This window comes from Sphingosinicella sp. YJ22 (assembly GCF_011320075.1).
Taxonomy (GTDB): Bacteria; Pseudomonadota; Alphaproteobacteria; order Sphingomonadales; family Sphingomonadaceae; genus Allosphingosinicella.
The window spans coordinates 1-19,303 of record NZ_JAANPA010000047.1 but is presented as its reverse complement, the minus strand read 5'-3'; the positions used below and the strand labels follow the sequence as shown (position 1 = coordinate 19,303).

General features: G+C 68.2%; 16 protein-coding genes. 13 read left to right on the top strand and 3 right to left on the bottom strand.

The window, feature by feature from the left end; all coding sequences use genetic code 11:
• Positions 1–336: 336 nt before the first annotated feature.
• The 6 genes from G7B71_RS13930 to G7B71_RS13905 all read left to right on the top strand — a co-directional run bounded on the left by G7B71_RS13930 (position 337) and on the right by G7B71_RS13905 (position 5,583).
• Positions 337–1,974: a CTP synthase gene (locus tag G7B71_RS13930; RefSeq protein WP_166041929.1), complete on the top strand. Its 1,638-nt coding sequence runs from the start codon at positions 337–339 to the stop codon at positions 1,972–1,974.
• A gap of 49 nt (positions 1,975–2,023) precedes the next feature.
• Entirely contained in the window at positions 2,024–2,500 is a 477-nt protein-coding gene (locus G7B71_RS13925; protein WP_166041928.1) for a DUF3833 family protein, read from the top strand.
• A 153-nt stretch (positions 2,501–2,653) separates the two neighbouring features.
• Complete coding sequence (locus G7B71_RS13920; protein WP_166041926.1) at positions 2,654–3,172, top strand: PilZ domain-containing protein; 519 nt, start codon at positions 2,654–2,656, stop codon at positions 3,170–3,172.
• Positions 3,173–3,329: 157 nt separating this feature from the next.
• Positions 3,330–4,730, top strand: coding sequence for a L,D-transpeptidase family protein (locus tag G7B71_RS13915; protein ID WP_166041923.1), 1,401 nt, complete (start codon positions 3,330–3,332; stop codon positions 4,728–4,730).
• A gap of 88 nt (positions 4,731–4,818) precedes the next feature.
• Positions 4,819–5,229 (top strand): hypothetical protein, encoded by a 411-nt coding sequence (locus tag G7B71_RS13910; protein ID WP_166041921.1) that lies wholly within the window; start codon positions 4,819–4,821, stop codon positions 5,227–5,229.
• Between the two features lie 60 nt (positions 5,230–5,289).
• Positions 5,290–5,583 carry a hypothetical protein gene (locus G7B71_RS13905; protein ID WP_166041919.1) on the top strand — a complete coding sequence of 98 codons (294 nt, stop codon included), beginning with the start codon at positions 5,290–5,292 and terminating at the stop codon, positions 5,581–5,583.
• A gap of 24 nt (positions 5,584–5,607) precedes the next feature.
• Here G7B71_RS13905 and G7B71_RS13900 read toward each other — a convergent pair whose 3' ends face one another.
• Both G7B71_RS13900 and G7B71_RS13895 read right to left on the bottom strand, forming a co-directional pair.
• Positions 5,608–6,174 (bottom strand): CAP domain-containing protein, encoded by a 567-nt coding sequence (locus G7B71_RS13900; RefSeq protein WP_166041917.1) that lies wholly within the window; start codon positions 6,172–6,174, stop codon positions 5,608–5,610.
• 60 nt (positions 6,175–6,234) lie between these two features.
• Positions 6,235–7,719 (bottom strand): phospholipase D-like domain-containing protein, encoded by a 1,485-nt coding sequence (locus tag G7B71_RS13895; RefSeq protein WP_166041914.1) that lies wholly within the window; start codon positions 7,717–7,719, stop codon positions 6,235–6,237.
• A 423-nt stretch (positions 7,720–8,142) separates the two neighbouring features.
• Between G7B71_RS13895 and proS the strand changes: the two genes are divergently transcribed.
• From proS to G7B71_RS13860, 7 genes are all read left to right on the top strand, one after another.
• Positions 8,143–9,447, top strand: a complete 1,305-nt coding sequence (proS, locus tag G7B71_RS13890; RefSeq protein WP_166041911.1) for a proline--tRNA ligase — start codon at positions 8,143–8,145, stop codon at positions 9,445–9,447.
• A complete protein-coding gene (locus G7B71_RS13885; RefSeq protein WP_166041909.1) occupies positions 9,444–10,694 on the top strand; it encodes a lipoprotein-releasing ABC transporter permease subunit in 1,251 nt (416 codons plus the stop codon). Before proS ends, G7B71_RS13885 begins: the two co-directional genes overlap by 4 nt.
• Complete coding sequence (locus G7B71_RS13880; protein WP_166041907.1) at positions 10,687–11,370, top strand: ABC transporter ATP-binding protein; 684 nt, start codon at positions 10,687–10,689, stop codon at positions 11,368–11,370. Before G7B71_RS13885 ends, G7B71_RS13880 begins: the two co-directional genes overlap by 8 nt.
• The gene (locus tag G7B71_RS13875) at positions 11,367–11,846 is read left to right on the top strand and encodes a glutathione peroxidase (RefSeq protein ID WP_166041904.1); all 480 of its coding nucleotides are present in this window, start codon (positions 11,367–11,369) and stop codon (positions 11,844–11,846) included. The genes G7B71_RS13880 and G7B71_RS13875 overlap by 4 nt, the downstream gene beginning before the upstream one ends.
• 72 nt (positions 11,847–11,918) lie before the next feature.
• Positions 11,919–15,380 (top strand): DNA polymerase III subunit alpha, encoded by a 3,462-nt coding sequence (dnaE, locus tag G7B71_RS13870; RefSeq protein WP_279338412.1) that lies wholly within the window; start codon positions 11,919–11,921, stop codon positions 15,378–15,380.
• Between the two features lie 60 nt (positions 15,381–15,440).
• Positions 15,441–17,030: a long-chain fatty acid--CoA ligase gene (locus tag G7B71_RS13865; RefSeq protein ID WP_166041932.1), complete on the top strand. Its 1,590-nt coding sequence runs from the start codon at positions 15,441–15,443 to the stop codon at positions 17,028–17,030.
• A 119-nt stretch (positions 17,031–17,149) separates the two neighbouring features.
• Entirely contained in the window at positions 17,150–18,202 is a 1,053-nt protein-coding gene (locus G7B71_RS13860) for a polysaccharide deacetylase family protein (protein ID WP_166041902.1), read from the top strand.
• Here the strand turns inward: G7B71_RS13860 and G7B71_RS13855 are convergent.
• The coding region (locus G7B71_RS13855; protein ID WP_166041900.1) for a M20/M25/M40 family metallo-hydrolase at positions 18,154–19,303 on the bottom strand (1,150 nt) is incomplete at its 5' end. The two genes, G7B71_RS13860 and G7B71_RS13855, sit on opposite strands and share 49 nt — an antisense overlap.

Below are 19,303 nucleotides of genomic sequence, written 5' to 3'. Positions count from 1 at the left end.
TTCGCCGGCCGAGCAGCAGCCGAGCCCGTTCAGCGGCGCGCCGCAGCCCGCTCCGGGTCAGGCCGCGCCGGGTCAGCCGGCCCAGCCGGCGCCGGCCATCCCGACGCTCGGCGCGCAGGCGCCCGCCACCAACCAGGCCGGCCAATAACCGACCTGATGTCCTCCCCGTGAAAGCGGGGATGCGGCTTCCTGTCTTCCACCGAACCCTTTGCCACGCGCTGAGCTGCGGAGAGGCTGGCGCGTCGCGTCCAGCCTGCTGCCTCGCATCAAATAATTTGCTTGCGGCGATTCTCCCGCTTGCCCGCGGCGCCTGTCACCGCCTAAGCCCCGAATCCCATGGCGCGGTTCATTTTCATCACCGGCGGCGTGGTGTCTTCCCTTGGCAAAGGCCTGATGGCAGCTTCCCTCGCGGCGCTGCTGCAGGCGCGCGGCTACAAGGTAAGGCTCCGCAAGCTCGACCCCTATCTCAACGTCGATCCGGGCACGATGTCGCCCTATCAGCACGGCGAGGTCTACGTCACCGACGACGGTGCCGAGACCGACCTCGATCTCGGCCATTACGAGCGCTTCACCGGCGTTCCGGCGCGGCAGAGCGACAACGTCACGACCGGGCGGATCTACCAGAACATCATCGCGGCCGAGCGTCGCGGCGACTATCTCGGCGCGACCGTGCAGGTGATCCCGCACGTCACCAACGCGATCAAGAGCTTCATCTCGTCCGACATCTCGCCCGAATGCGATTTCGTCATCTGCGAGGTCGGCGGAACCGTCGGCGACATCGAATCGCTGCCGTTCATGGAAGCGATCCGCCAGTTCCGAAACGAGATCGGCCGAGGCAACTCGGTTTCGATCCACACCACCCTGGTCCCCTATCTCGCCGCCGCCGGCGAGCTGAAGACCAAGCCGACGCAGCACAGCGTCCGCGAGCTGACCAGCCTCGGCATCCAGCCGGAGATCATCGTCTGCCGCACCGAGCACCCGCTGCCCGACACCGAACGGGCGAAGATCGCCCTGTTCTGCAACGTGCGCAAGGAAGCGGTCATCCCGGCCCTCGATGCGAAGAGCATCTATGCGGTGCCCGCCCAATATTCCGAGGCCGGTCTCGACGCCGAGGTGCTTCGCGCGTTCGACCTGCTCGACAGCGCGCAAACCCCCGACATGCGCCGCTGGGAGGACGTGCTCGACCGCCTGTTCAATCCGGAAGGCGAAGTGACGATCGGCGTCGTCGGCAAATATGTCGGCTTGCCTGACGCCTATAAGAGCCTGACCGAGGCGCTCGTCCACGGCGGCATGGCCAATCGGGTCAAGGTCAACATCCGCTGGCTCGACGCCGAATTGTTCGAGCATCCCGAGGCCGACATCCCGGCCCAGCTCGAGCCCTTGCATGCCATCCTCGTTCCCGGCGGCTTCGGGGAGCGCGGCAGCGAGGGCAAGATCGCCAGCGTGACCTTTGCCCGCGAGCGCGGCGTGCCGTTCTTCGGCATCTGCCTCGGCATGCAGATGGCCTGCATCGAGGCGGCCCGCGCCGCCGGCGTCGAGGGCGCGAGCTCGACCGAGTTCGGCGAGACCGCCGAGCCCGTCGTCGGCCTGATCACCGAATGGATGAGCAAGGAAGGCCTTCAGAAGCGCGAGGCAACCGGCGATCTTGGCGGCACCATGCGGCTCGGTGCCTATCCGGCGGCGCTGTCCGGCAACAGCCATGTCTCGGCGATCTACGGCGGAACCGAGATCAGCGAGCGCCACCGCCACCGCTACGAGGTCAACGCCCATTATCGCGACCGGCTCGAGCAGAACGGTCTGGTGTTCAGCGGCATGAGCCCCGACGGCCAGCTCCCCGAGATCGTCGAGCGCCCCGACCATCCTTGGTTCATCGGCGTCCAGTTCCACCCGGAATTGAAGTCGAAGCCGTTCGATCCGCACCCGCTCTTCGCCAGCTTCATCGAAGCCGCTGTGAAACAAAGCAGACTGGTCTAGGGAGAAGCGGGCGGAAGATCCGCCGAGATCGCCATCGGAAGGACATTGCGTGCTGAGCCTGACCCCGATCCTCGCGTTCCTGATTGCCTTCCAGCCGCAGCCGGCGCCCAGCGCGCTCGAGCGCTTCTTCGCCGGACGGACGGAGGGCAGCGGGTCGGTCCGCATCATCCTCTCCGGCACCAGCGCGGTGCGCACGCAGGGAAGGGGGCGTATCCTCGCCGACGGATCGCTGCATCTCGACCATGTCGTCAACCAGGAGGGCGAGCCGGAGCGCCGCCGCACCTGGCGCATGCGGCGCAGCGGGCCCGGCCGCTATACCGGCACGATCAGCGACGCGCGCGGCCCGGTCTCGGCCGAGCTCCACGGGAACCGCGTCCACGTCACCTACCGGACACGCGAAGGCTATGCGGTGGACCAGTGGATCACCTTCAACGGCGACGGCCGCACCGCCTCCAACCAGATGACCTTCCGCCGCATGGGCGTGCGGGTGGCGACGCTTCAGGAGACGATTCGGCGCGTCGATTGACGATTGGCCAGGGCCTCCGCTTCAGTGTCCGCGCGATCGACCGTTATCGTGTCTGGAACAGCGCCGCGATTTGCGGCAATCATGCCGGCGCCGCGTCGCCTTAACGCAATCTTCAACGGATTGTGGTGACGAGGTTAAGGGGAGAAAGTGTGAATGTTCGGAACGCTGAAGGGTTGGCGCGGCGGCGATGGCGGCACGGTGGAGCCGTCGCGGATCGGCGTCGTCACCGGCGGCGAGCCGACCCCCGGCGCCAGCGGCGAGGAATTGCGCGGCCATGAGCGCTATCCCTTTCCCGGCGGCGTCATCTACCTCTTCCTCTCCGACGAGCAGCGCTTCGTCATGCGCCTGCGCGACGTGTCCTGCTCGGGCCTTGCCGGCCTGACCGACGCGCCGATCTCGGTCGGCGAGCTCGTCGTCGTCCAGTTCGAGGAGACGTTGATGCCGGCCGCCCACGTCGTGTGGACTCGCAACACGACGGTCGGCCTCAAGCTCGTCAACCCGCTGCCAGCCAGCCGCATGAACCGGCTCGTCGAGCGTCACGACGCCGGCGCCGCCTGGTCGCCGGCGATGCGCGAATCGTCCGATCTCAATGCCTGGTGGACCAACACCGACGAGATCGACTCGGGCCGCAAGCCCAAGGCCAAGAAGGGCGCCAAGAAAGACGCGGCCTGATCTCGTCGCTGCCCGCGCAGGCTCGGTCGCGGGGCCTCGTCGCTTGATCGCAATTGAGTAGCCGGCACGCAGGCCCGGGCGCAGCTCTGCTTGCGCGGAACAAGCGAGCCAAGACTCTCGTTTAACGCGCAAAACGAAACAGCTTGCGAGTCACGACATGCGTACGAAGCCGAACGCGCCGGTGCGGCGCGGCGGGGACGGTTGCGCGCGGTTCCGGCACATTGTCGCTGCGCTGTCCCTTTGCGTCGCCGTCATTCCCGCCGCCGAAGCCGGCGCGGCCACGTTTCCGACCTCCACCTCGATCTCCTCGGAGGTCTCGCGAACCTTGCGCGCCGCCGTCGCCGCGGACCGCGAGGTGGCGTCCTTCTACCGTGCCCGCGACTATCGGCCGCTGTGGCTGATCGGCGGGATGGTGAGACCGGAGGCGGAGCAGGTGGTCGCGCTCGTCCGCAGCGCCGCTGCCGATGGCCTCGATCCCGACCGCTACGATGCCGACGCGCTTGCCGACGCCGTCGCGGCGGCCGAGGGGCGCGACCCGGTCGCGCTCGCGCGCGCCGAGTTCATGCTGTCCGACGCGCTCGCCGCTTATGCCAGCGACCTGCGCCGGGCCTCCAGCGTCGGCATGTATTATGTCGACCGGGACCTCGCGCCTCGGGCGCTGTCGCCTGAACAGGTGCTCGACACCGTCGCCGCGTCGTCGTCGGTCGCGGACGGCATCGCGTCGGTCACTCGAATGAACCCGCTCTACACGCGTTTGCGCGACGCCTTCGCCGCGTTCGACGGCTCTCCCGCCCAGGCGCAGCTGGTGCGCGCCAATCTGGAGCGCGCCCGCGCGCTGCCGGCCGATCTCGGCCGCCGCTACGTCCTCGTCGACGCCGCCTCCGCGCAGCTGTGGATGGTCGAGGACGGCGAGGTCGCGGGCAACATGCGCGTCGTGGTCGGCCGCCCGGGCGAGCAGACGCCGATGATGGCGGGCTTTATCCGCCACCTCACCCTCAATCCCTTTTGGAACGTGCCGCCGGACCTGGTGGCGCGGCTGATCGCGCCGAACGTCGTGCGGCGCGGCATCTCCTATCTCGACCAGGCCGGCTATGAAGTGCTGTCCGACTGGACGGCCGACGCCGAGCCGGTCGATCCCTCGACGATCGACTGGCAGGCCGTCGTCGACGGCTCGGTCGAACTGCGTGTGCGCCAGCGCCCCGGTCCGGCCAATTCGATGGGCAGCGTCAAGTTCATGTTTCCGAACGACCGCGGCGTCTATCTCCACGACACGCCCAACCGCGAGCTGTTTCGCAACGCCGACCGCCGCAACAGCGCCGGCTGCGTCCGCGTCGAGGATGCCGACGCGCTGGCCCGCTGGCTGTTCGGCGCTCGCCCACGTCCCGCGAGCGACGCGCCCGAGCAGAATGTCGACCTGCCCGAGCCGGTGCCGGTTTACATCACTTACCTGACGGCACGACCCGACAATGGCGGCATCACGTTCCAGAACGACATTTACGGGCGCGACCGCCAGCTGCTGGCGCGCGTCGGCGGCGCGAGCATGGCGGCGCGGCGATAGGCGCCGCCGCCAACATAAGTTGGCGCTCGGTGGAACTCCGGCGCACCCAAGACGGTTACGGTCGGGCCAACAGGGAAGGGGTACAGTTATGCGCAAAATCCTGCTGACACTCGCGGTCGGCGGCGCTGCCATTCTGGCCGTCGCACCGGCGAGTGCTTCCGCTCAAACCTGGCAACCCGGCGCCGAATTGTGGGGCCAAGGGGTTCAGGTCACCTGGGCGAACGGCGTCACCAACACTTTGTGGTTCGATCAGAACGGCACGGTCCGCATCGCCGGGCCCGACGGCGTGCAGGTGACCCAGGGCACCTGGACCGCGAGCGGCCAGGAAATCTGCGTGTCGCTCGCCAATGGCGCGCGCGAATGCTGGCCCTATCGCATGGCCTTTGTCGCCCAGCAGCCGGTCACCTTGACGAGCAGCTGCGGCTCCACGTCCCAGTGGACCGCGCTGTCGACCAACCAGCCGCCGCCGACCGAGCGCCGCGCCGGCGAGCGCGGTTGACGACGGACACCTTGAACCACGGCGCGCATCGCGCCGCGCCGAGAGAAGAAGGGGAGTAACATGCGTATCGTCAGTGGAATTTCGGCAGCCGTGCTGAGCGTGGCCCTGTGCCTCGGCTCCACCACGGCTGCGGTCGCCAATGTCTGCCAGCCGGGCCAGTCGGGCTGCGTTCTGCCGGTCGGCGTGACGCCGCCGCCGGTGGTGCATACGCCGGCTCCAGTCGAGCCCATCGGCGAGATCGTCGAGAGCGAAGGGATTGGCTGGCTGCCGATCCTGCTCGGGCTCGCCGCGCTCGGGCTCGGTGCCTATTTCCTCCTCGACGACGACGGGGAAGGAGACGTGATTAGCCCCTGACCAGGCGCTGATCCGCTCCCGGGATCAGGGAACGGGCTGCCCGTCCCTGTTCCCTGCCGGGCTGTAGCGGCATACCAGGACATCCCAGCGGCCCGACCGTTGGATGGCGCAGCCGACATGGGTCGTGCTGCGCCAAATCATTTGGGTATAGTGGGCGACATCCGCCCAATTGCCGGTCGTGCTGACGCTCGGAAAGGTGCCGGCGCGGAACAAGCGGCGCTCGTCGGCCCAGCTCTGCACCATGAACTCGGGCGTGTAGGCGCCGGCGCTTCCCATCCACAGATTCTCGCCTTGGCCGGGCCGCGACTGGCGCGGCGAATGGACCAGCTGTCCGCGCCGGGCGAGTTCGGCCGCATAGGCTGTGGCGCCCGCCGCCAGCTGCGCGTCCCAGCTCAGCGCCGGCACGCCCGCGGCAGCGCGTGTGCGATTGTGCACGGCCAGCACCCGCTCGGCCACGGTGCCGCTTGCGGCGGCAAACATCGCCGCCTGGGGCTGGCTCGTCCCCAGCGCCGGACCGGAATCCGCCGCGCCGGCCGAGCAGCCGCCGAGCAGCGCCGCCGCCGCGCCCGCGAGAACAATCTGCCTGGTCATCAGCACCTCCGTCGCGTGGCTCTCGATGGACAACGACCGCGGGGCCGTCCGGTGCCGGGGTCAGCCCGACGGCGGCGGGCGGCGCAGGCGGCGGAACAGGCTGCGCCGCGCGAACGGGTCGAAGGTCTGCTCGGGCCCGTCGGGGTCGAGCAGCTGGCGCTCGGCGAGGAAGGTGCCGAGCCGGGTCAGCGCCGGCGGCAGATAGGGCTTCAGCGTGCGGCCCTGGCCGCGCAGCTGCTCGACCGCCTCGATCAGTGATTCCGTCGCGTCGAACATGCGGGCAAATTCGTCGGGCGTCACGTCGAGATGCTCGGCGGCGAGGTCGTCGCGGATCGCGCGGATCGTCGCGGCGATATGGGCCTGGCCGGGCAGGGTCGCGTCGAGCACCACGTCGCACTCGGTGTCGAGCCGCATCGACCGGTTGTTGAGGTTGGACGAGCCGACCCGAAGCATGATGTCGTCGACCACCATGATCTTGGCGTGGACGTAGATCGCCATGCCGCGCTCGGTGCACGGCGTGTAGACGCGGAAGCGGTTGTGGCGGTCATATTGCTTGACCGCCTCGAACAGGCGCGAGCGGGCGGTGTCCATCGCCACCTGCTCGAGCCTGCCATGGGCGCTCTCCGGACTGACCACGACGAACTCGGGGCCGTCCTCCTCGGTGAGCCGGCGGGTGATCGCCTCGGCGACCCGGCCCGAGGCGAAATACTGGCCCTCAATATAGACGAACCGTTTCGCCCGGGCGATCATGTCGAGATAGAGTTCCTCGATCTCGTGAACCGCCTCGACGTCGCCGAAATTGGGCCGCGTGCGGGCGATCGCCACGTCGACATTCTCGAACTGCGGCTCGAGCCCCTGCGGCCACAGCTGGGCGCAGCGATTGATCGGCTCCAGCTCGCCGCCGCCGGCGCAGCGCCAGCGCTCGCGCGCCAGCTCGTCCAGCGCCTGCGCTGCGGGGCCGCTCAGCGCGAGGGTGGCGTCGTGCCAGGGGATGGCGGGGTTGCCATGCGGCTTTACCCGCCGCGGGTCATTGTCGAGATGCGCGCGCGTGTCCCAGCGCTCGCTGGTGATGTCGATGCCCCCGCAAAAGGCCAGGCAGTCGTCGATGACCACGATCTTCTGATGATGCGACGCCCCCCATGGATGCGCCGCGTCGAGCTTGACGTGAATTCGCTTGTGCAGCGCCCAGCGCGCCACCGTGATCGGAGTGGTGCCGCGGAACAGCGCCTTGAACGCGCCGAAGTCCCAGCGCAGCAGATAGACGTTGAGGTCGGGGCGGTGGTTGTTGAGCCACAGCACGAAGCGCCCGATCGTCGACGGCGCGCCGGTCGGGTTGCGCCGCGGCCCGATCCGGACCCGCGCGTCGAAGTCCCAGCCGATCAGCATGATGCGCTTCTCGGCGGTCATCATCGCCTGGCGCACGACCGCGAAATAATCGGCGGCGTCGACGATCAACGCGGCCTTGTCGGCCCGCGCGATCCGCCAGCAATTGCGGCCGGGCTCGAGGCCGTGACTTTCGGAGACGCGCACGGGACTGTCGTTCATCGCCGCCACCATGGTTGATGGCGGCGCTCCCGCCTAGCCCGATAATGGGCCCCACGGTCGGGTCTTCGCCGCTCAAATAGCAAGTGCCCGGCGCCATGAGTGGAGCCGGGCACCCGCGTGACGGCTCGAAACCGTCAATCCCCCATGTCAGATGCTTCCGCCACTCCTGCCGCTTCACCTCGCAAGAAGCAGCCGGGGCCGAAGCCTCCCCGAACCTGGGCCTGTTGGTCCATCGTTCGACGGGATTTTGGCTAGGAAAGCAGCGGCTTCTTGTCATTCCTTTTCAAGCCGCGTTGCGCGATTGCAGCGCCGCTGTGGCTGCGCGGCCACAGACGCGTGCGGCGTCCGGTCCAGTTGCCTTGCTGCCGCGCCCTATCTAGAGACCGTCGCTCCATTCCTCCTCCGGAAGACGTCCAAGAACCGATGCGCCTGTCCCGCTATTTCCTGCCCGTCACCAAGGAGACGCCGTCCGACGCCCAGATCGTCAGCCACCAGCTGATGTTGCGCGCCGGCCTCATCCGCCAGACCGCCGCCGGCATCTACGCCTGGCTGCCCTTGGGCCTTCGCGTGCTCAACAAGATCGCGCAGATCGTCCGCGAGGAGCAGGACAAGGCGGGGGCGGTCGAGATGCTGATGCCGACCATCCAGTCGGCCGATCTGTGGCGTCAGTCGGGTCGCTACGACGCCTACGGGCCGGAGATGCTTCGGTTCAACGACCGTAAGGGCAGTGAGATGCTCTACGGCCCGACCAATGAGGAAATGATCACCGAGATCTTCCTCGGCGCGGTCAAGAGCTACCGCGAGCTTCCGCGCACCCTCTACCACATCCAGTGGAAGTTCCGTGACGAGGTCCGCCCACGCTTCGGGATCATGCGCGGCCGCGAGTTCCTGATGAAGGACGCCTACAGCTTCGACCTCGACGAGGACGGGCTCAAGGCGAGCTACGAGGCCATGTTCGTCGCCTACCTCCGCACCTTCGCCCGCCTTGGCCTTCAGGCGGTTCCGGTGCGCGCGCCGACCGGGCCGATCGGCGGCAATCTCAGCCACGAATTCCACATCCTCGCCGAGACCGGCGAGAGCGCGATCTTCTACGACGCCGCGCTCGAGGACGTGTCGCAGGGCGACCTGCTCACCGCCGACGCCTCGACCATCGCCCGCCTCACCGGCCTCTACGCGATGGAAGAGGAGGAGCATGCCAAGGTGACCGATTGTCCGGTCCCCGCCGATCGCCTGCGCAGCCGCCGTGGCATCGAGGTCGGCCACATCTTCGCCTTCGGCACCAAGTACAGCGCCTCGATGGGCCTCACCGTGCAGGGCAAGGACGGCAGCCAGGTTCACCCAGAGATGGGCAGCTACGGGATCGGCGTCTCCCGACTGATGGGCGCGATCATCGAGGCGAGCCACGATGCCAACGGCATCGTCTGGCCGGAAAGCGTCGCCCCCTATCGCGTCGGCCTCGTCAACATGCGCGCCGACGACTCGACTTGCAGCGCTGCTGCCGACGACATCTACGCGCAGCTCCAGGCTGCCGGCGTCGAGACGCTCTATGACGACCGCGACGAGCGCGGCGGCGCCAAGTTCGCGACCATGGACCTGGTCGGCCTGCCTTGGCAGCTCATCGTCGGGCCCAAGGGCCTCGAAAAGGGCGTCGTCGAGCTCAAGAACCGCGCCACCAGCGAGCGCGAGGAATTGAGCCTTGAAAGCGCTCTCGCGAGGCTCACCGCGTGATCCTGTCTCGCCACGAGCGGATGATCGCCCGGCGCTACCTGCTGCCGGGCAAGGGCGAGGGCTTCATCTTCCTCGTCGCCGGGATCAGCCTGTTCGCGGTGATGCTCGGTGTCGCCGCGCTCGTCATCGTGATGAGCGTCATGAACGGCTTCCGCGCCGAGCTGTTCGACAAGGTCGTCGGCCTGAACGGCCATGCCGTGATCCAGGTCTATGGCGGCCGTCTCGACAATTGGCAGCCCTTGCTGGAGCAGGCGCGGCGGACGCCGGGGGTCACCTCCGCGACTCCGCTGATCGAGCAGCCGCTTATGGCCAGCCATGAAGGGCGCGTCGAAGGCGTGTTGCTCCGCGGCATGCACATGGAGGACGTGCGCAACAATCCGCTGATCCGCGACAATGTCCGCGCCGGCTCGCTCGCCAGCGTCCAGCCCGGCGCCGAGAATGTCGCGATCGGCTCGCGCCTCGCCGAGCTGCTCGGGGTGACCGTCGGAAGCCAGATCAGCCTGATCAGCCCGGAAGGCCGAAGCACGCCGTTCGGCACGATGCCGCGCATCGTCGACTATACCGTCGCGGGGATCTTCGAGATCGGTCTCTACGATTTCGACCGCGCCTATGTCGTCATGCCGATGGAGGAGGCGCAGGGCTATCTCATGCTCGGCGACGCGATCGGCATGATAGAGGTCCAGACCGAGAATCCGGAGCGGGCAGGGGAAATCGTCGCCCCGCTCGCCGCGGCCGCTCCGCCCGGTACCATCATCACCGACTGGCGGCAGATGAACTCCGAGCTGTTCGAAGCCTTGCAGGTCGAGCGCGTGGCGATGTTCGTCGTCCTGTCGATCATCGTCCTTGTCGCGGCGTTCAACATCCTGTCGTCGCTGATCATGCTGGTCCGCGCCAAATATCGCGACATCGCGATCCTGCGGACGATGGGCGCGACCCGCGGCGGCATCATGAAGGTTTTCATGACCGTCGGCGTGACGATCGGCGTGCTCGGAATCATCGCCGGCCTGATCCTCGGCGCGGTGTTCCTCTATTTCCGCCAGTCGGTGGTCGTGGTCGTCCAGTTCGTCACCGGCCAGAACCTCTGGGATCCGTCGATCCGCTTCCTCACCGAGCTGCCGTCCAAGACCGATCCGCTGGAGGTGGTGGCGATCGTGCTGATGGCGCTGACGCTCTGCGTCGTCTTCACCTTCTTCCCGGCGCGCACGGCGTCGAGGACCGATCCGGTGCAGGTGCTGCGCTATGAGTGACAGCATCCTGGCCGTCCGCGGCCTCAAGCGCAGCTTCGAGCAGGGCGGCGTCCGCATCGACGTTTTGCGAGGCATCGACTTCGAGGTGCGCCGCGGCGAGATCGTCGCCCTGCTCGGACCGTCGGGCTCCGGCAAGTCGACCCTGCTCCAGGCGGTGGGCCTGCTCGAAGGCGGCTTCGAGGGCTCGATCGAGATCGATGGCGAGGCCGCCGCGAAGCTCAACGACCGCGACCGAACCCGCCTCAGGCGCGACAGCCTCGGCTTCGTCTACCAGTTCCACCATCTGCTGCCGGATTTCACCGCGGTCGAGAATGTGGTCATCCCGCAGCTGGTCCACGGCGCGACCCGGGCCGACGCTCGGGCTCGGGCGGAATCGCTGCTGACCACGCTCGGACTCGGCGAGCGCCTCACCCATCGTCCGTCCAAGCTGTCGGGCGGCGAGCAGCAGCGCGTCGCCGTCGCTCGCGCGCTCGCCAACAAGCCGGCGCTGGTCCTCGCCGACGAGCCCACCGGCAATCTCGACGAGGCGACGGCGGACGTGGTCCTGGAGGAATTCCTCCGCCTCGTCCGCGAGGAAGCGGGCGCCGCGCTCGTGGCCACGCACAACGAGCGTCTTGCTGCTAAGATGGACCGGGTCCTTCGCCTCCACGAAGGCCATCTGGAGCAATCGGCATGACCGACCTCACCGCCATTCCTGTCCAGAGCGCCGATGGTACGCCCACCGACCTTTCGCCTTATGCCGGCCAGGTCCTGCTGATCGTCAACACCGCGTCGAAATGCGGCTTCACCCCGCAATATGAGGGGCTGGAGGCGCTCTACCGCAAGTATAAGGACCGCGGCTTTGCGGTGCTCGCGTTCCCGTGCAACCAGTTCGGTGCGCAGGAACCCGGGGATGCGGAGGAAATCGCCAGTTTCTGCCGGCTGACCTACGACGTCACCTTCCCGGTCTATGCCAAGATCGACGTCAACGGCGCCGACGCCGCGCCCCTGTTCCGCCACCTCAAGAAGGAGGCAAAGGGCGTGCTCGGGAGCGAGGCGATCAAGTGGAACTTCACCAAGTTCCTGGTGGGCCGCTCCGGCAATGTCGTCGAGCGCTACGCCCCCACCACCGCGCCTGACGCGATCGCCAAGGACATCGAGCGCCTGCTCTGATCCGCGCCGATTCCTGTGGATGACGCCGCCGCGCGGCTTCCTTCCGGCGGGAACCGGCCCCATAAAGTCGGGGTGACCAGCCCTTACGTCCCGCTTCGCATTTTCTCGTCATATTCCATGCTGGAAGGCGCGATCACGCCCAAGGAGATCGCGTCGCGGGCGGCCGCGCTCGGCTTCCCCGCGGCGGCGGTGACCGACCGCAACGGGCTGTACGCGGTGATGCCGTTCACCGAGGCGAGCATGAAGGCCGGCGTCCAGCCGATCATCGGCGCCCTTCTCGGCGTGATGCGGCCCGGAGAACGGGGCGAGATCGACTATGTGCCGCTCTACGCGCAGGACGCGCTCGGCTACAAGAATCTGTGCGCCTTGGTCTCCTCGGCCCATCTCGACCGCCCGGTCGAGCTCGACGCCCATGTCGGCTTCGAAGCGCTCGCCGAGCGCAGCGCCGGCCTCATCGCTCTGACCGGGGGCGGGGAAGGGGCGGTCGCCCGACTGCTCGCCGCCGGCCAGCATAGCGCCGCGCAGGACTATCTCGGCCAGCTCGAAGCCATTTTCGACGGCCGCCTCTATGTCGAGCTCAGCCGCCGGGGCGATTCGGTCGAGACCGCGGCCGAGAAGGCGCTGATCGAGCTCGCTTTCCAGCGCCACCTGCCGCTGGTCGCGACCAACCCCGCCTGCTTCGCCGAGGCCGAGTTTCACCCGGCCCACGACGCCATGCTGTGCATCGCCCAGTCGAGCCAGATCGATCGCGACGACCGCACCCGCTCCTCGACCGAGACCTGGATCAAGCCGGCCGACGAAATGGCGCGCCTGTTCGAGGACGTGCCCGAGGCGATCGCCAACACCGCCGTCATCGCCCGCCGCTGCGCGTTCGGAGCGCCCAAGCGCAAGCCGATCCTGCCGAGCATCGCCGGCGACCTCGAGGCCGAGGCCGAGCAGCTTCGCCGCGACGCCCGCGCCGGCCTCGAGGAGCGCCTGGCCGTCTATGACGCTCTCCCGGCCGACGAGCGCCAGGCCTATTTCGACCGCCTCGCCTTCGAGTGCGACGTCATCATCAAGATGGGCTTCCCCGGCTATTTCCTGATCGTCGCCGACTTCATCAAATGGGCGAAGGACCAGGGCATCCCGGTCGGCCCGGGCCGCGGGTCGGGCGCCGGCTCGGTGGTCGCCTGGGCGCTCACCATAACCGATCTCGACCCGTTGAAGCTCGGCCTGCTGTTCGAGCGCTTCCTCAATCCCGAGCGCGTGTCGATGCCGGACTTCGACATCGACTTCTGCGAAACAAGGCGCGGCGAGGTCATCCGCTACGTCCAGGAGCGCTACGGCACAGACAAGGTCGCCCAGATCATCACCTTCGGGACGATGAAGGCGCGCGCGGTGCTCAAGGACACTGGCCGAGTGCTCCAGATGCCTTACGGTCAGGTCGACCGGCTCGCGAAGCTCGTCCCAAACCACCCGACCGACCCGTGGACCCTGTCACGGGCTCTCAACGGTGTCTCGGAACTGGCTGAGGAATATAGGAGCGACATCGAAGTCCGCCGCCTGTTCGATCTCGCCATGAAGCTCGAGGGCCTGCCGCGCCACAGCTCGACCCATGCCGCGGGCGTGGTCATCGGCGACCGCCCGCTCGATCAGCTCGTCCCGCTCTACCGCGATCCGCGCTCCGACATGCCGGTCACCCAGTTCGACATGAAATATGTCGAGGCGGCGGGGCTGGTGAAGTTCGACTTCCTCGGCCTCAAGACCCTGTCGGTGCTCCGCAAGGGCGTCGAGCTCCTGGAGAAGCGCGGCCTGCACGTCGATCTCGACCGCCTCTCCTGGGACGATCCCGAAGTCTATGCGCTCCTTCAGCGCGGCGACACGGTCGGCGTGTTCCAGCTCGAGTCTGAAGGCATGCGGCGCACCCTCGCCGCGGTGAAGCCGAGCAATTTCGGCGACATCATCGCGCTCGTGTCGCTCTACCGTCCGGGGCCGATGGACAACATCCCGATGTTCGGCGACCGCAAGAACGGCCGCGCCGAGATCGAATATCCCCACCCGCTCCTGGAGGACGTTCTCCGCGAGACCTACGGCATCTTCGTCTACCAGGAGCAGGTGATGCAGGCCGCGCAGGTCCTCGCCGGCTACAGCCTCGGCGAGGCCGACCTCCTGCGCCGCGCCATGGGCAAGAAGATCAAGGCGGAGATGGACGCTCAGCGCGAGCGCTTCGTCACCGGCTGCGCCGACAAGCAGATCACCAAGGCCAAGGCCAACGAGCTGTTCGACTTGATCGACAAGTTCGCCGGCTACGGCTTCAACAAGAGCCACGCCGCCGCCTACGCCCTCGTCGCCTACCAGACCGCCTGGCTGAAGGCGCACCATCCGGTCGAGTTCTTCGCCGCCTCGATGTGCTTCGACATGCACCAGACCGACAAGCTGGCGATCTTCACCGATGATATGCGCCGCGCGGGCCACGCCTGCCTGCCGCCGTCGATCAACGCCAGCCACGGCGAATTCTCCGTCGAGCCGCACGGCGATGGCCACGCCGTCCGCTATGCGCTGGGCGCATTGAAGGGCGTCGGCGAGAAGGCGATGGACGCGCTGGTCGCCGAGCGCGATTCCAAGGGCCGCTTCGCCAGCCTCGAGGATTTCGCCGCGCGCATCGATCCGCGCCTCTTGAACCGCCGCCAGCTCGAAAGCCTCGCCGGCGCAGGCGCGTTCGACGAGATCGCCGAGCGGCCGACCGCCTTCGCGTCGGCCGAGACCATCCTCGCCGTCGCCAGCAGCGCCGCCGACGCCCGGGTGAGCGGGCAGGGCGGACTGTTCGGCGAAGGTCCCGCCAATGTCGTTCCGATCCGCCCGCCGCAGGTCGGCGAATGGTCGCTCGCCGAGCGCATGGCGCAGGAGAAGGAGGCGTTCGGCTTTTATTTCTCCGCCCATCCGGTCGACCGCTTCCGCCATATCGCCGAGGCGAACGGGGCGCGCACCTTTGCGGCGCTTTGCGACACCGCGGCGCCGGCCGAGGGCGGCCGAACCAACGCGACGATGGCCGCCCTGGTCGAGGACGCGCGCTGGCGCACCTCGCAGAAGGGCCGCCGCTTCATGATGGCGCGGCTGTCCGACAGCTCGGGCCAGTTCGACGCCACCGTGTTCGACGATTCCGCCTCGGCCGAGGTCGAGCAGGCCGCGAAGTCCGGGGCCTGCGTGCTGCTTGGGGTCGAGCTCGACCGCCGCCCTGGCGACGAGACTCCGCGCGTCACCGTCCGAAGCGTCACCAGCTTCGACAGCCTGTCGCGCCGCACCCGACTCCAGCTCGAGGTCGAGGCTGACGATCCCGCCGCCCTGCCGGCGCTCGCAGCGCTGCTCGGCGGGCATCGCGGCGGCAGCTCGACGGTGCGTCTCAAAGTCCATCACGGCCGTGGTCTCGCCGAGCTCATCCTCGGCCGCGACTTCCTCGTCGACGCCGAACTCGTCGCCCGCGCCGAGCGCCTCCCCGGCATTACCGCCGCGCGCCTCAGCGCCGAGGAAAAGCCGCGCCTCGCCCTGGTCGGCTAGGTCTCTTCACAGCTGCGCCGAACCATGGTTACACTCCCGAAAAAGATCGGGAGTGTGATGATGCTTGGCGCGATGCAGGACTGGCCGCTGAGGGTGACCCGGCTGATCGACTATGCCGAGAAGGAGCATGGCGCGCGCGAGATCGTGTCGCGCTGGGCCGACGGGACCGTCACCCGCACCGATTATGCCGGCCTCGCCCGCGACGCGCGCCGGCTCGCCAAGGCGCTGGAGCGGCTCGGAATCAAGCGCGAGGACCGCGTCGCGACTCTGGCGATGAACCATAGCCGTCACATCGTCGCATGGTACGGGACGATCGGCATGGGCGGGATCATCCACACGGTGAACCCGCGCCTGTTCACCGAGCAGCTCGTCTACATCTTCAATCATGCCGAAGACCGTGTGCTCTTCTACGACCACGCCTTCCGGCCATTGGTCGAGGCGCTGAAGCCGCACTTGAAGACCGTCGAGCATTATGTGTGCTTCGATGATCCCAGCATGGAGTTCGAAGCGCTGATCGGCGCCGAGGACGACGGCTACAAATGGGTCGAGGGCGACGAGCGCGAGCCCTGTATGCTCTGCTACACCAGCGGCACGACGGGAAATCCCAAGGGAGTCCTCTACGAGCACCGCTCGACCGTCATCCACGCCATGGCCGAGGTCGCTCCCGACGTGTTCGGCGTCGGCCGCCGCGCGGTCGCCATGCCGATCGTTCCGATGTTCCACGCCGCCGCCTGGGGCCTGCCCTTCGCGGCGCCGATCGCCGGCTGCAAGCTCGTGTGCACCGCCGATTACACGCCGAGCGCGGTGTGCGACCTGATCCATGACGAGGGCGTCACCCACACCGCGGCGGTGCCGACCGTGTGGCTTGGCCTGATGCAATATGTCGACCAGACCGGGCGCGACCTCGGGCCGCTCCAGATGGTCACGATCGGCGGCTCGGCCGCGCCGCGCGCGATGATCGAGTTCTTCGAGAAGCGCGGCGTGAAGGTGGCCCATGCCTGGGGGATGACCGAGATGTCGCCGATCGGCACGGTGGGCGCACGCCCGCACGACTGGGACGAGCTGTCGTTCGACCAGCAGATCGACGTCATCTGCAAGCAGGGCCGGGTGCCGTTCGGGGTCGAGATCCGCATCGTCGACGACGATGGCCGCGAGCAGCCCCGCGACGGCAAGAGCTCGGGCCGCCTCCAGGTCCGTGGGCCGTGGGTGATCGAGCGCTATTTCAAGGAAGAGCAGTCGGCGACCGACTCCGAGGGCTGGTTCGACACCGGCGACGTCGCGGTCGTCCACCCCGACGGGGTCATGCAGATCACCGACCGCTCCAAGGACGTGATCAAGTCGGGCGGGGAGTGGATCAGCTCGATCGAGCTCGAAAATGCCGCGGTGTGCTGCCCGGGAGTCGCCGAGGCGGCCGCGGTCGGCGTGCCGCATCCCAAATGGGACGAGCGGCCGCTGCTGCTGGTGGTCCGCAAGGACGGCTCGGACGTCGACGCCGACACCATCACCGCGCACCTCACCGGCCACGTCGCCAAATGGTGGCTGCCCGACGAGATCCTTTTCGTTGAGAGCCTGCCCCACACCGCCACCGGCAAGCTGCTCAAGACCGCCCTGCGCGAGCAATACCGGACGTACCAGCTCAAGGTCGCCTGATCGCTGCCTACATGCTTCCTTTACGATGAGGGGCTTAGAGAGCTTCCTTTGAGCGGAGGCTGGATGACGGCAGCGGTTCCTGACGCGATCCACGCCATGGCGCGCCCCGGCGTGCCGTCATGAGCGCGCGCGTCCCCGAGCTCCTCGTCGTCGTCGATACCGAGGAGGAGTTCGACTGGGCCCAGCCTTTCTCGCGCAGCAACACCGCGACCCGCTCGATTCCTGCCCAGGCGGCGGTTCAGCCGATCTACGACCGCTTCGGCGTCGTGCCGACCTATGTCATCGACTACCCGGTCGCGACCGATCCCGCCGCGGTCGCCTTCCTGCGCCGGCTCAAGGAGGAGGGCAGGGCGGAGATCGGCGCCCACCTCCATCCCTGGGTGACGCCGCCGCACTCCGAGAAGGTCAGCGCCCGCAATTCCTATGAGTGCAACCTGCCGCCGTCGCTGGAGCGGGCCAAGATCGTCGCACTGACCGAGGCGATCGAGTCGGCGTTCGGGGACCGGCCGACGGTGTTCAAGGCAGGCCGCCACGGCTTCGGGGCGAGCACGGCCCGCGCCATTTCGGCGCTCGGCTACAAGGTCGATTGCAGCCTTCTGCCCTATCACGACATGCGCGGCGACGGCGGCCCCGATTTCGCCCGCGCCTGCGCCGAACCGCACTGGCTCTACGCCGCTCCGAACGTTCTCGAAGTGCCGGTCACCAACGGCTTCTTCGGGCGCCTCGCGAGGGCCGGGCCCTCCATCGCCCACCTGTTCGACAATCGCGCCGCAGCGAAGCTTCGAATCCCCGGTCTGCTCGGCAAGGCCGGGCTCGTCACACGCTCACGGCTCAGTCCGGAGGGCATATCGGCGGCCGAGCAATGCCGCCTGCTCGACGCGCTGGTGAAGAACGGCAAGCGTGTCTTCACCCTGGTCTATCACAGCCCGAGCCTGGTGCCCGGCAACACGCCCTACGTGCGCGACGAAGCCGAGCTTGCCGCCTTCGTCGCGACGATTGGGCAGGTGTTGACCTACTTCCGCGACGTCATCGGCGGGCGCTTCACCACGCTTACAAAGGTCCATGCCCGGATGAGCGCCGAGCGGGCCGAATGCCCGCCCGCCGCCCAGCCAGGCCGGAAAGCTCAGTTCGATCCGCCGGTCGCAGCCGCCGGACGCGCCGCCCGCGGCTGATTGCCGCCCAGAGTATCGCCGAAGAAGCTGCCGCGGTACCAGCGCGGCGCCTGCTGGCTGTTCGCCAGCTCGCTGGTGATTCGGTAGTTCAGCTCGGCGAAGCGTGCGCCCGCGCGCCAGTTGAACGGCTGGCCCAGCTCGTCCTCGACGCCGTGATAATTGCCCGCCAGGAAGCCGCGGAACCGTTCCTCGCCGCCATTCTGGAAGCCGGTCATCAGGAACACCGAGGGGATGCCCTGCTGAACGAACGGATAATGGTCCGATCGGGTGAACAGGCCTTCCTCGGGCAGCGGATCGTCGGACAGGCGCACGCTCATCGCCTCGGCCGCGCGCCGAACCATCGGGCCCATCTCCGAATGTTCGGAGCCGAACGCGATCACGTCCTGGAAGTCGTAGCTGAGGATCGGCATGTCGAGGTTGACCACGCCGACGATGCGGCCGTCGACCACGGCGTTGTTGGCGAGGTAGCTGGCGCCGAGCAGGCCCTTCTCCTCGGCTGTCACCGCGGCGAGCAGGATCGGGCGGCGCGGCCGGTTGGCGGGGTCGTTGAACTTGCGCGCGACCTCGATCAGCGTGGCGATGCCGGTCGCGTTGTCCATCGCGCCGTTATAGATGTTGTCGGTCGATCCGGCCCCGGCCGGACGCTGGCCCTGGCCGTGCTCGTTGAGCGTGCCGACATGGTCGAGGTGGGCCATCAGCACGACATATTCGTCGGCGACTGAGGGGTCTGAGCCGGGAATGATGCCGACCACGTTGGGGCTGTCGAAGGTCACCGCCTGGGTGGCGCGCTCGGCACGGACGGTCTGCCTCAGCGCCATGCCGGCGGGACGGCGGTTGGCGGCGAGATCGGCGGAGACCTGCGCCCAGCTCCGCCGCGCCCCGGCGAACAGGGCGTTGGCGACCGGCGCGTCGGCGACCGCGATAAAGCGGAGCTGCTGGTGCGGCGGGCCGGCATTCCCCTCGGCATTGACCCAGGTCATGCTCGCCCGCGCGGTTCCGGCGGCGAGGCGGGCCATCGGCGACCGCGCCGCGGCCGCCTCGGGCCGCAACACGATCGCGCCGACGGCGCCGCGCGCGGCCGCCATCTGCGCCCGGGCGCTG